This is a genomic window from Paractinoplanes rishiriensis (assembly GCF_016862375.1).
Lineage (GTDB): Bacteria > Actinomycetota > Actinomycetes > Mycobacteriales > Micromonosporaceae > Actinoplanes > Actinoplanes rishiriensis.
In genome coordinates this window covers 24293-37645 of sequence record NZ_BOMV01000048.1, presented here as the reverse complement: position 1 = coordinate 37645, position 13353 = coordinate 24293, and the positions used below count along the sequence as shown (strand labels likewise).

Genomic DNA, 13353 nt, shown 5'->3' with positions numbered 1-13353 from the left:
CGACATGCCGGGAACACCGCCCACTCGCTTCGTCTACCTCGGCCCGGAAGGCACCTTCACCGAGGCCGCCCTGCGCACCATTCCGGCCGCCGCGCGCGGGGTGCGCACGCCGGCCCGCAGCGTGCCCGAGGCGCTCGAGGCGGTTCGCAGCGGCGAGGCCGACGCCGCGCTCGTCCCGCTGGAAAACTCGGTGGGCGGATCCGTACCGGTGACCCTCGACGAGCTGGCCACCGGCAGCACCCTGCAGATCACCCGCGAGGTGGTGATCCCGGTCGAGTTCGTGCTGGCGGCCCGGCAGCTCGTGCCGTTCGCCGGGATCCGGTCGGTGGCCGCGCACCCGCAGGCGTCCGCGCAGTGCCGCAACTGGCTGCTGGCCAACCTGCCCGACGCCACCGTGGTCGACGTGCTGTCCAACGCGGCCGCGGCGATCAGCGCGGCCGCCGGCGAGCACGACGCGGCGATCTGCGCGCCGATCGGGGTGCCGCGCAACAACCTGACCGTGCTGGCCGACAAGGTGGCCGACCACGCCGACGCGGTGACCCGGTTCGCGCTGCTCACCCGGCCCGGCCCGCCTGCGCCGCCGACCGGCGACGACGTCACCTCGCTGGCCGTGTCGATCCGGCGCGATCAGGTGGGTGCCCTGCTCGCGGTGCTCACCGAGTTGGCGGTACGCGGGATCAACCTGTCCCGCATCGAGTCCCGGCCGACCGGCGAGCAGCTCGGCACGTACGTCTTCTTCCTGGACTGCGCCGGCCACGTGGCCGAACCCCGGCTCGGCGAGGCCCTCCAGGGCCTGCGCCGGATCTGCGCCGACGTCCGTTTCCTGGGCAGCTACGCCCGGCACCGGCTGACCCCGGAGGCCCCGGTCGCGTCGCCGCCGGGGCTCTCCAACACCGATTTCGCCGACTCCGCCGCCTGGCTGGCCCGGATCAGGGCCGGCGAGGTCAACTAGTCGTTCAGCAGGTTGCCCAGGAAGCCGCCGGACTGCTGCTGGCCGCCGGCCGCACCGGCCAGGCCACCGGGCGGCTCCTCGGACGGCTGCACCACCACGAAGCCCTGGCCCGCGAAGGTCATCGTGAACCGCTCGCCGGTGCTGCGGCCCAGCAGCGTGCCGATGCCGAGCTGCTCGGCGCGGTGGTAACCGGTCTGCAGGTTGGCCGACCAGCAGATCGCGGCCTGCGGGTCCACGTACGTCGGCTGGTCGATGGTCAGCACCACGGGCGTGCCCTTGGTGGTGATCGCGATCCGGCCGTGGCCGGAGAACACGCAGTTGAACAGGCCGGAGTTGGACATCATGCCGGCGCCGCCGACCATCTTGATGTCGTACGAGAGCGTGGAGTCGAACGCGAGGACGTTGGACCCGTTGATCGACAGGGCGTCGCCCGGCTCGAGGTCGATGAGGTGGACGTCGGCCGCGTTCTCGGCCAGGAAGACGTCACCCTGGCCGCGGACCCGCATCAGCGGGACGCCCTCGCCGGTGAGCTTCTGCTTGATGAACTTGCTCAGTCCGCCCGAGCCGAGCGCTTCGAACTGGACCTGACCCTGGTAGGCGACCATCGAGCCGACGCGCGCCATGAACTCGCCGTTCAGCTCGGCCTTGAGCAGCTTGGAATTCTGAAGACGCAAACCGGGCTGGGCCGACTCCTTCTCCAGGTTGTCCGCCGAGAAGAGCTCGCTGCGCATGTGCGTCCTCCTGTGTGGTGTTCTGGCACCCCAGGGTAGGTGCCGGTGCCAAAGATCAGCCCCAGCCGAGCTCGTGCAGCCGATGGTCGTCGATGCCGAAATGGTGTGCGATCTCGTGCACCACGGTGATCGCCACCTCGTCGATGACGTCGGTCTCAGTCTCGCAGACCCGCAGCGTGGGCAGGCGGTAGACGGTGATCCGGTCGGGCAGCACCCCGGCGTAGTCCCAGCCGCGGTCGGTCAGCGCGGTGCCCTCGTACAGGCCGAGCAGGTCGCTGCCGTCGGGCGGGTTGTCCTCGACCATGAAGACCACGTTGTTCATCAGGGACAGGAGCTCGACGGGCACCTCGTCGAGGGCCTCACCGACCAACTCCTCGAAACGTTCACGACTCATGTCGACCGGCACACCGACCATTGTGCGCCAGTCGCCTCGTGGGGGGCGTGGGCAGGCCGGGGCGGCCGATGCGGTCAGGGACCCGAGATCCCTGCCGCACCGGCGGTGTGTGCGGTCCCGGTCAGGCCAGCGTGGCGTTCAGCGTGATCTCGGCACCGGGCTTGAGCAGGCGGGAGATGGGGCAGTTCTCCTTGGCCCCCTCGGCGATCTTGAGGAACGTGCCCTCGTCGATGCCGGGGACGTTGCCGACCGTCTCGAGGTCGATCCGGGTGACGCCGAAGCCGGCGTCGGTCTTGTCGAGGTGCAGCTTGGCGGTGGTCTCCACCGAGGTCGGCGTGAAGCCGGCGTCGGCCAGGCCCTTGGAGAACGCCATCGAGAAGCAGCCGGCGTGGGCCGCCGCGATCAGCTCCTCGGGGTTGGTCCCCTCACCCTCCTCGAAACGGGACTTGAAGGAGTAGTTCCCCTGGTAACCGCCCTTACCGGTCTTGATCTTGCCGGAACCCTCGGTGAGGTTCCCTTCCCATTGAGCCGAAGCAGTGCGAATAGGCATGTTCGAAACGCTAGTCCATGGAACGGCTGCTGGCCGCTCGACCAGCCACGGGCCATCATTGGTGCCATGCCGGAGTCGCGACCCATCGACCTGACCCCGCCACCGGAGTCGGTGGTGGAGTTCGGCGCCGCCGATGACCGGCCGCGCCGGCGCTGGAGCACGTCCGGTTTCGGCCGCAACCTGGTGGCCGACCGGCGGCTCGTGCCGGTGGCCGCGGCACTCGGTGCGGTGGCCCTGGTCGCCTCGCTGGTCTCCGAGTGGCAGGTGACCATGGTCGATGCGTCGCTGGACGGCGTGGGCGACCGGATGCTGCCGACCGACGTCACCGACCTGGGCGCGCTCGGCAGCGCATACCTGACCGGTCTTTTCGCCCTGGTCGCCACGGTGGTGCTGACCATGTCCGGCCCGCCGGCCGGCCGGCGCTACGTGCGACTGGCCGGGCTGAGCGTTGGCGGCACCCTGCTCGGCGTGCTGTTCGCGCTGGCCGCCTCGCTCGGCAACCGGAGCCGGGTGGTGCCGCAGATCTACCTCCTCCAGCTCGACGACGACGAGTTCTCGATCGGCTACGGCCGGGGCCTGTGGTGCGCCTTCGCCGGCGTGACGCTCGCCGTCCTCGCCCTCTACGTCGCCGACAAACACCTGCCCGGCGAGGACCCCGGCGAGCCGGACGACGACGAGGAGGCGACCGCGATCTGGACCTGGCGACGGCCGCCCGCCGAGGAGCCGGCCGCCAGCGACCAGCCGCTCGAGCTGACCGTGGCGCCGGCCAAACCGTTCACCTCCAGCAGCGAGGACCGCGACAAGCCGAGCTGATCGACCCAGCTGATCGGCCGGGCTGAGCGGGACGGGGGATATCCGGATGAGGACCGGACCAGGTCGCCGGTAGCCTTGACACTCGTGATTGACCTGCGTCTGCTTCGCGACGACCCCGAGCCGATCCGCGCCAGCCAGCGACTGCGCGGCGAGCCCACCGAACTGGTGGACGCGCTGCTGCGTGCCGACGAGGAGCGCCGAGCCGCCACCCAGCGGTTCGAGGCGCTGCGGGCCGAGCAGAAATCGCTGAGCAAGCAGGTGCCGCGGGCCTCCGGCGACGAAAAAGCGGCGCTCCTGGCCCGCACCAAGGAGCTGGCGGCCGAGGTCAAGACCGCCGAGGCGGCGACTTCGGTGGCCGACGAGGCGCTGCGCCAGGCCCACCTCGCGGTGCCCAACCTGGTCGAGGACGGCGTCCCGCCCGGCGGCGAGGACGACTTCGTGGTGCTGCGCGAGGTCGGCGACCGGCCGCAGATCGACAACCCGCGCGACCATCTGGAGCTGGGTGAGGGCCTGCGGGCGATCGACACCGAGCGCGGGGCCAAGGTGTCCGGCTCGCGGTTCTACTTCCTGACCGGCACCGGTGCGCTGCTCCAGCTGGGCCTGCTCCAGCTGGCCATCGCCCAGGCCGTGGAGTACGGCTTCACCCCGTCGATCACGCCGAGCCTGGTCCGGCCGGAGTCGATGGAGGGCACCGGGTTCCTGGGCGCGCACGCCAGCGAGATCTACCGGCTCGAGGCCGACGACCTCTACCTGGTCGGCACGTCGGAGGTGCCGCTGGCCGCGTACCACTCCAACGAGATCCTGGATCTCGAAGCCGGACCGATGCGCTATGCCGGATGGTCGTCGTGTTACCGCCGGGAGGCGGGGTCGTACGGCAAGGACGTGCGCGGCATTCTCCGGGTGCACCAGTTCGACAAGGTCGAAATGTTCTCGTTCTGCAAGCCCGAGCAGGCCGTCGACGAGCACCGCAAGCTGCTCGCCATGGAGGAGGAGATGCTGGCCAAGGTCGAGATCCCGTACCGGGTGATCGACGTGGCCGGAGGCGACCTCGGGTCGAGCGCGGCGCGCAAGTACGACTGCGAGGCGTGGGTGCCGTCGCAGGGCCGGTACCGCGAGGTGACCTCGACGTCGAACTGCACGACGTTCCAGGCCCGGCGGCTCAACATCCGGTACCGAGACGCGGACGGCAAACCGCAGACCGCGGCCACGCTGAACGGCACGCTCGCGACCACCCGCTGGCTCATCCCGATCCTGGAGAACCACCAGCAGCCGGACGGTTCGGTGCGGGTCCCCAAGGCGCTGCAGCCGTACTTGGGCGGCCGCGATCTCTTGGAACCCCCGTCCAACCACCCCGCCAGCCGCCCGTAGAAGGACTGAAGACCTTCTCGCTAACACGATCGACACCTACTGGCTACCGGAAGTCATAGCCGCTGCTAGCCGCACGGGTGTACCGTTTTCCTTCCGCCCTCCGCGGGGGTGAGCCCCACCCTCGGAGGTACTGATGGTCAAGCCTGGACTCCCCAAGCTGATCGCCACGGATCTCGACGGCACACTCGTGCGCAGCGACGACACCGTGTCCGCCTACACCCACGAGGTCCTCGATCGGGTGCGGGCGGCCGGCATCCGGATCGTGGGTGCCACCGGACGCGGGCCGCGGCTCACCTCGCTGACCCGCAACGACATCCGGGTCGCCGACTTCCTGGTGCTGGCGCAGGGCGGCTGGGTGCTCGACCAGGCCGAATCAACCTATCTCCGGCAGTCCCGGCTGTCCGGGCCGGCGCTGGCCGAGGTGCTCGCGGCGCTGGAGACCGAGGTGGGCCGGCTGTCGGTGATGATCGAGGCGCTCGAACACGACGACGCGCCGCTGTGGGGCGACTACGACCCGACCTGGCGCTACCCGGTGGTGCTGGAGCAGCGCCCGCGGGCCGCCTGCCTCACCGGCGACGTGATCAAGGCGTTCGCCCGCTCGATCGACTACCAGGTGGACGACCTGCTCGCGGTGGCCGAGCGGATCGTACCGGCGGACGTGGCGTCGGTCACCCAGGCCGGCCTCGACTACGTCGAGATCTGCCCGGCGAATGTGAACAAAGGCACCGGCCTCTCGGTCGTCGCCGAGGCGGTCGGCGTCGACCCGGCGGACGTCCTCGTCTTCGGCGACATGCCCAATGACCTGCCGATGTTCGCCTGGGCCGGGTGGGGACGGGTGGCCGTGGCCAACGCGCATCCGGCGCTGCTCGAGGTGGCCGACGAGGTGACCCTGACCAACGACCAGGACGGGGTGGCGGTCTATCTCGACAAGTTACTGTCGAGGTGATGCCGAACCCCTTTCGCCTCGTGGCCTCCGACATCGACGGCACCCTCATCCGCGGCGACGGGAAACTGAGCCGGCGCACCCTGGACGTCATCGACGCTCTGCCGGTGCCCATGGTGCTGGTGACCGGGCGGCCGCTGCGCTGGCTCCACCAGATCTACGACCAGATGCCGCAGCCGCTGCCGGCCGTCTGCGCGAACGGCGCCGTGGTCTACGACCCGGACACTGACGAGGTGGTGCGCGCCGATCCGCTCTCCGTCGACCTGCTGCTCGACGTGAGCAAGCAGCTGCGTGAGGCGATCCCGGACATCGCCCTCGCGGTCGAGGTCGAGGACGGCCGGTCGTTCCGGTACGAGGAGGCCTGGCCGCTGCGTTTCGACGGCGGGCACCACACGGTCCGCGTGGTCTCGACCCCCGACGAGCTCAGCTCGGTGCCGGCCGCGAAACTGCTGGCCCGCTCCGCCAGCCACCAGCACCCGGACGACTTCTACGAGCTGGTCAGCCGCACGCTCGGCACCCTGGCCGAGGCCACCCACTCGTCGTCCAGCGCGCTCGTGGAGATCTCGGCGGCCGGCGTGACCAAGGCCGCGGGGCTGGCCTGGCTGTGCGAGCGGGAGGGCATCACGGCCGACCAGGTGATCGCGTTCGGCGACATGCCGAACGACATCCCGATGCTTACCTGGGCCGGCCGCTCGGTGGCGATGGGCAACGCCCACCCCGCCGTCCGCGAGGTCGCCGACGAGGTGGGCCGGACGAACGACGAGGACGGCGTGGCGCTGTACCTGCGCGAGCTCTACGACCTCTAGCTAGAGGTATTGACCGGTGCGGCCCTCGCCGGCCGCCTGCTGGCCCGGCAGACCGCCGGGGAGCATGCCGCCGGCGCCCATCGGCAGAGCCGGCCGGCCACCGCCGGCGCTGCCGCCGCGCATCTGCTCGAGCTGGAGGCGGGCGGCCATCTGCTGGGCGACCAGCGCCGCCTGGATGCCGTGGAACAGGCCCTCGAGCCAGCCGACCAGCTGGGCCTGCGCGATCCGCAGCTCGGCCTCGCTGGGCGGGGTGTCACCCTCGAACGGCAGCGAGAGCCGTTCGAGCTCCTCGCGCAGCTCGGGGGCGAGCCCGTCCTCGAGCTCGACGATCGAGCGCTGGTGGATGTCGCGCAGCCGGCCCCGGCTCGCCTCGTCCAGCGGCGCGGCCCGCACCTCTTCGAGAAGCTGCTTGATCATGCTGCCGATCCGCATGACCTTGGCGGGCTGCTCGATCAGGTTGCCCGGCTCCTCGGGGCTGACCGTGCCGTCGGGCTCGACCGTTCCCATCGGACGCCCGTCGGGTCCCACCACGATGACGGAGCCGTCTTCCTGCTTCCGGGAGTTGTTGTCGTCGGTCATGCGGTCCATCTTCCCGCACCGGTTCCAGTCATTCGTCACCGGCGTTGCCGAGCTCACGGACGCAGTTCGGCCACCGCGCACTTGACGCTGCCGCCGCCGCGCTTGAGTTCGGTTAGTTCGACCGGAACCGGTACGTAACCGGCCGCGCGCACCTTGTCGGCCATCGCCGAGGCCTCGGTGTTCAGTATCACGTTCCGGCCGTCGCTGACCAGGTTGAGCCCGAACGCCTCGGCGTCGGCCCGGTCGGCCAGCACCGCGTCCGGGAACAACTGAGCGAGCACCCGCTGGGCGGCCGGCGAGAACGCGCCGGGATAGTAGGTGACGTTGCGGTCGTCGAGCGCGGCCAGCGCGGTGTCCAGGTGGTAGAAGGCCGGGTCGATCAGGCGCAGCGACACCACCGGACGGCCGAGCACCTCCTGCGCCTCGGCGTGCGCGGCCGGCTCGGTGCGGTATCCGTACCCGGCGAGGATCAGGCCGCCGTACGCCGCCGGCAGGTACGCGAAGTCGCCCTCACCCTCGTTGACGTGCTCCGGGCCGGCGAACCGCCAGGTGCCCACGGTGGCGTAGAAGTCCTGGTGGGCGAGCGCCTCGGCGGCCCGCTGCGGATGGCGGAAGCGGGCGCCGTAGACGGTGCCGTCGACCGAGAAGGCGCCGTTGGCCGCGTACACCATGTCGGGCAGGCCGGGCACCGGGTCGAGCACGTGCACGGTGTGTCCGAGTCCGTGGAGCGTGGTGCGCAGCAGGTCCCACTGCTTGACGGCGAGCGCCGCGTCGACCGGGACGGTGGTGTCCATCCATGGGTTGATCGCGTAGTCAACCGTGAAGTGCTCGGGCGGACACATGAGATATGTCCTGTTTCGCGGCAAGCGCTCCGTGTGGCTCATGAGGTAGAGCGTAGGTAGGCTTCAGTGCACGAAACAGCGAGAAATCTTGTGCGTTGGAGGCGAATCGTTGCAGATGGACGCGGTTGACCAGCGAATCATTGCGCTGCTGGTGGCCGATGCGCGCGCGTCCTACGCCGAGATCGGCGCCAAGGTCGCCCTCTCCGCGCCGGCGGTGAAGCGACGCGTCGACCGGCTTCGATCCGGCGGAGTGATCAAGGGCTTCACCGCGGTGATCGATCCGGCCGCCGTGGGGTGGACAACCGAGGCGTTCATCGAGCTGTTCTGCACCGGCCGCACCACGCCCGCGCAGATCACCGTGGCCACCCGGCGGCACCCCGAGGTGGTGGGGGCGTACACGGTCTCCGGTCAGGCCGACGCGCTCGTGCACCTGCGCGCCGCCGACATCGGCCACCTCGAGCAGGCTCTTGAGCGACTGCGGGCCGAGCCGTTCATCACCTCGACGCGCAGCATGATCGTGTTGTCCCGGCTGGTCGAGACCCCGACCGTGGTGCCCGCACCGCAATAGTCCGGAACCGCGGCGCGCATGGCGGCGTCCAAGCCGCCATGCGCCGTCGACACTGGATCTGCGTTTTCGCCGCCCTCCCGCTCGCGGCCTGCACCGCCGCGCCGGGACCCGCGCCCACCAATACGAACTCGGCCCGCCCGGCGCCCGCGCTCCGGCTCGTGGCCTTCGACTCCTGCCAGGAACTGCTCGCCGACCTGCGCGCCGCCGCCAAGGAGAGCGTCGGCCCGTGGGGACTGCCAGGCAACATGGGCATTCCCGAGTCGTGGTCGGCGATGAAGGCGGACAGCCGCGCCGCCGCGCCCGCGGCCGGCATGGCACCGCCGCCGGCCGTGCCAGACCACTCGACCACCAACGTGCACGAGAAGGGCGCCGACGAGCCGGACATCGTCAAGACCGACGGCCGCCGGATCGTCACGGTCGACGGCGGCGTGCTGCGGGTCATCGACCCCGCGACCCACACGCAGACCGGACGCCTGGATCTCGGTGCCGACGCCGGCGGCGAGGCCGACCTGCTGCTGTCCGGCGATCGGGCACTCGTGCTGGTCCGCGGCGGTGGCTACGCGATCGCCGACAAGCGGGCGTTCCTGCCACCCGGCGGCAACGCGCAGGTGCTGCTCGTCGACCTGACCGGTACGCCGCGGGTGCTCAGCCGCTACCGGGGCGCGGGCGCCGTGGTCGACGCCCGGCAGACCGGCACGACGGCCCGGGTCGTTCTGGCGACCGCGCCCCGGCTGCGCTTCCCGCTCACCGCCACCACCGATGCCCAGCTGCTCAAGCAGAACCGCAAGGTGATCGACGACGCCACGGTGGACGCCTGGCTGCCGACCTGGGAGCTCACCACCGGCTCGACGACGACCGAGGGCAAGCTGGACTGCTCGGCGGTCAGCCGCCCGGACGCCTACTCCGGCGCCACGATGCTGAACGTGCTCACCTTCGACCTGGCCCAGCCGGCCCTCACCGACGGCAGCCCGGTCGCGGTGCTGGCCGACGGCAACCTCGTCTACGGCACCGCGGACAGCCTCTACGTAGCCAACAACCAGTTCTGGCGGGCCACCGCCGCGATCTCCCGGGTCCGGCCGCCGGAGAACACGGACATCTACAAGTTCGCGCTGCCGCCCACCGGCAAACCGGTCTACACCGCCGGCGGCACGGTGCCCGGCACGGTCCTCAACCAGTACGCGATGTCCGAATGGGACGGTCACCTGCGGATCGCCACCACCGATCCGGACGGCAAGGCCTCGACCGTACGGACCTTCCGTGAACGGGACGGCAAGCTGACCCAGGTCGGCGAGGTGGGCGGGCTCGGCAAGGACGAACGGATCTACTCCGTGCGCTTCATCGGGCCGCGCGGCTACGTGGTGACGTTCCGGCAGACCGACCCGCTCTACAGCCTCGACCTCTCCGATCCGGAGAAGCCCCGGGTCACCGGCGAACTGAAGATCACCGGCTACTCGGCGCATCTCCAGGCGATCGGCGAGGACCGGCTGGTCGGGATCGGCCAGGAGGCCACCGAACGCGGTCGCCCGGTGGGCCTGCAGGTCTCGCTGTTTGACGTGTCCGACCCGGGCGACCCGCGGCGGCTCGCCCAGCACGTGGTGCCCGAGGCGAGCTCGGAGGCCGAATTCGATCCGCACGCCCTGCTCTGGTGGCCCGCCACCGGCCTGCTGGTCGTGCCGGTGGCGAGCGGGCGGGGCAGCGGTGCCCTGGCGCTGCGGCTCACCGGCGACCGGTTGACCGCGGCCGGCGAGTTGAAGGTGCCGGGCGAACAGTACTCGCCGGTCCGCCGCTCACTGGTGGTCGGCGACGAACTGTGGATGCTGTCCTACTCGGGCCTGCAGGCCACGAACCTGTCCACCCTGGACCGCACCGGCTATGTGCCGCTGCGCTAGAGATACATCCCGGTGCGGTGGTCTTCGGCGGCGGGCTGCTTGGCCGGCGTGGGCTTGTCGCCCTCGCCGAAGAAGCGCTTGCCGCCGAACTCGCCGTGCAGCCGGTCGTCCAGCTCGTCGGCCAGGCCGGTCATCACCTGCACCGCCAGCATGAGGTGGGTGGCCTGGAAGTTGCGGCCGAACACCGGGATGGACGCCCACACCGTGTCCTGGGCGCAGTAGAGCCGGCCGATCGGCATCCGGTTGGTCAGCTCGGAGAGCTTCACGTACAGCTGCTCGGTCGGCTCGACCTCGGTGAGGATGGGCGAGAAAACATCCACCAGGGGTGGGTTGTCACGAACCCGGACGAACACCATGGCCGAACCGGCCCGGATGCCGATGTCGCCGTCGGTGTCCACCTGCAACTGATCGACCGTGGTCTTCGACATGGTGGCCACCACGGTGCGGACCCGCTCGTCGAGCGGGACGGTCTCGGCGGCGGCACCCAGCGCGGCCGAGAGCGCACCGTCGTCGTCCAGGTCGCCGATGTCCAGGTCGCCGTCGATGCTGGGCTCGTGCCGGGCGGTGGCCAGCGGCGCGGTGTCGATCGGCTCGTCGTCCTCGTCGTGCACCAGGTAGACCAGGAATGCCGGGTGCGGGGCGCCGTAGACGTCGCGCAGCGTGCGGGAGACCACAGTGGCCAGCTGGGTCGACTGGTCCTGGCTGGAGCGCAGGCCGAACGAGTCGCCCGAGCCGGGCAGCACGCCGGGCGGCGACCAGCCGAGCGCCACCAGGTCGGCGACCGCGGACCGGTCCATCCGGTAGCCCTCGGGCAGACCGGCGTTGCCGACCGCGAGCGCCTCGACCTCGCCGTCCGGCAGGATCCGGATGCTCACCGAGTAGACCGCGAGGCCGGTGCCGGACGCGGTCGGGTCGAGGGTGACGTCGACGTGCGAGCCCGGCATCAGGGTGGGCACCAGCGTGGCCAGGGCCGCGGCGAACTCACGCCATGCCTCGGTCACCTTGGCCCGCAGGTCAGCCGTGGTCGGCTCGTCGAGCAGGATGCCTTCGTTCGACTCACCGCCGGCGCTGTCTGCCGTCATGATCGTCACCTCCGTTCCCGCCACCCTATCGAGGATCAGGGGGTCGGATCGGACCAGGCTAGAGCGAGCTCGCTGAGCCGGTCGGCGACCTCCGCCGGGTCGGCGCCGCGGCCCACCGCAACGCCCATCAGGTAGGCCGTGACCGGGGCGGCCGGGCGCACCACGCCGTGCGCCACATCCCGGGCCACGTCGAGCACCGCCTTGGTCGGCACCTCGGCCGGGTCGAGCCCGAGCTCGCGGCCGGCCGCCGCGAGCCAGCTGTCGAGGTCGCCGGTCATCGCGCCCACTCCTCCGCCGTCCGCAGGTCGTCGTCGGTGTCGCAGTCGAACCAGGGCGGCGGGCCGGGCCGGCGCCAGGACACCTCGGCGACCCGCAGGTGGTCCATCAACTCACGGACCGAGGCGCCGTGCAGGTGGCCGCGTTCCTCGCCGAGCCGCCGCACCGCGTCGCGCAGGGCCTGGGTGCGCCAGACCCCGCACAGCATCTGCCGGCGTCCCTCGGCGTCGCGGTAGACCGCACCCTGCATGGGCGCCGACTCGGCGGTCAATCGCAGCACGTCGATCGCCTCGCCGGTGAGCAGGGGCAGGTCGGCGGCGAGCAGCGCGGTGAAGGTGACGTCGTCGGGCACCAGGGCCAGCCCCGCGGAGGTGGCCGCCACCGGACCGCCGCCGGGCGGTTGCTCACGTGTCGAATGCACCGGAACCGGCAGGTCAGGCGGCACCGGGCCGACCACGATCCGGGGGTCGGCGTCGTGCACCGCGGCCAGCACCCGGGTCAGCATGGACTGCCCGCCGACGGGCAGCGTCGGTTTGTCCGCGCCGCCCATTCGCCGCGCCGCTCCACCGGCCAGCACCACCGCCGCATATCCCCCCACGTACGTACCGTATCCCGAGCGGGTGTCGAGCGTGACCGGGCGCTCACTTCGCGGTCGTGATCACCTCCGGCGCGACATACGCTCGGACCTATGGCGCGCACCACGACCCGGCGACCGGTCACCAGGATCGACCTGGCGGCACCTGGTGCGCCGCGCCGCCAGCCCGACGAGCTGGCCGCCGAGGAACCGCTGGAGATCCGGGTTCGCAAACAGCCGCTCGCGGTCACCATGCGCACCCCGGGCCACGACCTCGACCTGGCGTTGGGCTTCCTGCTCAGCGAGGGCATCATCGGCACGGCCGGCGACGTGGTGACCGCCCAGTTGTGCGCCGGCACCGACACGCCGAACACGTACAACGTGGTCGATGTGGTGCTCGGCCCGGACGTACCGCCGCCGGTCACCGATCCGAGCCGGAACTTCTACACCACCAGTTCGTGCGGGGTGTGCGGCAAGGCCAGCATCGACGCGGTCCGCACCCGGTCGCCATACCAGGTGGCCGGCGACCCGCTGGTGCTGCCGGCCGGCACCCTCGCGACGATGCCCGACCGGCTGCGGGCCAGTCAGCGCACCTTCGAGCGGACCGGCGGCCTGCACGCGGCCGGGCTCTTCACCGCGGCCGGCGACCTGATCGTTCTCCGCGAGGACGTGGGCCGGCACAACGCGGTCGACAAGGTGATCGGCTGGGCGCTGCGCGAGGGCCGGCTGCCGCTGACCGGTCACGTGCTGCTGGTGTCCGGGCGGGCCAGTTTCGAGCTCACCCAGAAGGCGTGGATGGCCGGGCTGCCGATGCTTGCGGCCGTGTCGGCGCCGAGCACCCTCGCGGTGGAACTGGCCGAGGAAGCCGGGATGACACTCGTCGGCTTCCTTCGTGGCGAGACCATGAACATCTACACTGCCGCACAGCGCGTCACCGCCTGAACACGCGGGGTTCCTCGAGACGTAAGGCCGACCGCAATCAACGG

General features: G+C 71.1%; 16 protein-coding genes. 8 read left to right on the top strand and 8 right to left on the bottom strand.

Annotation, left to right across the window (positions count from 1 at the left end):
* Window positions 1-4 precede the first annotated feature (4 nt).
* A complete protein-coding gene (pheA, locus tag Ari01nite_RS19890) occupies window positions 5-952 on the top strand; it encodes a prephenate dehydratase (RefSeq protein ID WP_203782769.1) in 948 nt (315 codons plus the stop codon).
* On the opposite strand, the gene Ari01nite_RS19885 is transcribed toward pheA, so the two are convergent.
* From Ari01nite_RS19885 to Ari01nite_RS19875, 3 genes are all read right to left on the bottom strand, one after another.
* On the bottom strand, window positions 949-1683 hold the full coding sequence (locus tag Ari01nite_RS19885) for an AIM24 family protein (RefSeq protein WP_203782768.1): 735 nt from the start codon (window positions 1681-1683) through the stop codon (window positions 949-951). The genes pheA and Ari01nite_RS19885 overlap by 4 nt on opposite strands.
* Window positions 1684-1738: 55 nt before the next feature.
* Window positions 1739-2098 (bottom strand): metallopeptidase family protein, encoded by a 360-nt coding sequence (locus Ari01nite_RS19880; RefSeq protein WP_203782767.1) that lies wholly within the window; start codon window positions 2096-2098, stop codon window positions 1739-1741.
* A 100-nt stretch (window positions 2099-2198) separates the two neighbouring features.
* Window positions 2199-2627, bottom strand: coding sequence for an OsmC family protein (locus tag Ari01nite_RS19875; RefSeq protein WP_203782766.1), 429 nt, complete (start codon window positions 2625-2627; stop codon window positions 2199-2201).
* Window positions 2628-2693: 66 nt separating this feature from the next.
* Here Ari01nite_RS19875 and Ari01nite_RS19870 point away from each other — a divergent pair, with 66 nt between their 5' ends.
* The 4 genes from Ari01nite_RS19870 to Ari01nite_RS19855 all read left to right on the top strand — a co-directional run bounded on the left by Ari01nite_RS19870 (window position 2694) and on the right by Ari01nite_RS19855 (window position 6557).
* Window positions 2694-3440 (top strand): hypothetical protein, encoded by a 747-nt coding sequence (locus tag Ari01nite_RS19870; protein ID WP_203782765.1) that lies wholly within the window; start codon window positions 2694-2696, stop codon window positions 3438-3440.
* A gap of 84 nt (window positions 3441-3524) precedes the next feature.
* Window positions 3525-4808 carry a serine--tRNA ligase gene (gene serS / locus Ari01nite_RS19865; protein WP_203782764.1) on the top strand — a complete coding sequence of 428 codons (1284 nt, stop codon included), beginning with the start codon at window positions 3525-3527 and terminating at the stop codon, window positions 4806-4808.
* Between the two features lie 133 nt (window positions 4809-4941).
* Complete coding sequence (locus Ari01nite_RS19860; RefSeq protein WP_203782763.1) at window positions 4942-5754, top strand: Cof-type HAD-IIB family hydrolase; 813 nt, start codon at window positions 4942-4944, stop codon at window positions 5752-5754.
* A complete protein-coding gene (locus Ari01nite_RS19855; protein ID WP_203782762.1) occupies window positions 5754-6557 on the top strand; it encodes an HAD family hydrolase in 804 nt (267 codons plus the stop codon). The genes Ari01nite_RS19860 and Ari01nite_RS19855 overlap by 1 nt, the downstream gene beginning before the upstream one ends.
* Here Ari01nite_RS19855 and Ari01nite_RS19850 read toward each other — a convergent pair whose 3' ends face one another.
* Complete coding sequence (locus tag Ari01nite_RS19850) at window positions 6558-7136, bottom strand: bacterial proteasome activator family protein (RefSeq protein WP_203782761.1); 579 nt, start codon at window positions 7134-7136, stop codon at window positions 6558-6560.
* 53 nt (window positions 7137-7189) lie between these two features.
* Entirely contained in the window at window positions 7190-8020 is an 831-nt protein-coding gene (gene ddaH / locus Ari01nite_RS19845) for a dimethylargininase (RefSeq protein WP_203782760.1), read from the bottom strand.
* Window positions 8021-8087: 67 nt separating this feature from the next.
* Between ddaH and Ari01nite_RS19840 the strand changes: the two genes are divergently transcribed.
* Window positions 8088-8546 carry an Lrp/AsnC family transcriptional regulator gene (locus tag Ari01nite_RS19840; protein WP_203782759.1) on the top strand — a complete coding sequence of 153 codons (459 nt, stop codon included), beginning with the start codon at window positions 8088-8090 and terminating at the stop codon, window positions 8544-8546.
* Between the two features lie 38 nt (window positions 8547-8584).
* Window positions 8585-10435, top strand: a complete 1851-nt coding sequence (locus Ari01nite_RS19835; RefSeq protein WP_203782758.1) for a beta-propeller domain-containing protein — start codon at window positions 8585-8587, stop codon at window positions 10433-10435.
* Here the strand turns inward: Ari01nite_RS19835 and Ari01nite_RS19830 are convergent.
* From Ari01nite_RS19830 to mobA, 3 genes are read right to left on the bottom strand one after another with little or no spacing between them, the layout of a single operon-like run.
* Window positions 10432-11517 (bottom strand): T3SS (YopN, CesT) and YbjN peptide-binding chaperone 1, encoded by a 1086-nt coding sequence (locus tag Ari01nite_RS19830; RefSeq protein WP_203782757.1) that lies wholly within the window; start codon window positions 11515-11517, stop codon window positions 10432-10434. The two genes, Ari01nite_RS19835 and Ari01nite_RS19830, sit on opposite strands and share 4 nt — an antisense overlap.
* 35 nt (window positions 11518-11552) lie before the next feature.
* Window positions 11553-11795 carry a DUF6457 domain-containing protein gene (locus Ari01nite_RS19825; protein ID WP_203782756.1) on the bottom strand — a complete coding sequence of 81 codons (243 nt, stop codon included), beginning with the start codon at window positions 11793-11795 and terminating at the stop codon, window positions 11553-11555.
* Entirely contained in the window at window positions 11792-12391 is a 600-nt protein-coding gene (gene mobA / locus Ari01nite_RS19820) for a molybdenum cofactor guanylyltransferase (RefSeq protein WP_239162860.1), read from the bottom strand. Before mobA ends, Ari01nite_RS19825 begins: the two co-directional genes overlap by 4 nt.
* Window positions 12392-12481: 90 nt before the next feature.
* On the opposite strand from mobA, the gene fdhD reads away from it, so the two are divergent.
* Window positions 12482-13309, top strand: coding sequence for a formate dehydrogenase accessory sulfurtransferase FdhD (gene fdhD / locus Ari01nite_RS19815; RefSeq protein WP_203782755.1), 828 nt, complete (start codon window positions 12482-12484; stop codon window positions 13307-13309).
* Window positions 13310-13353 lie beyond the last annotated feature (44 nt).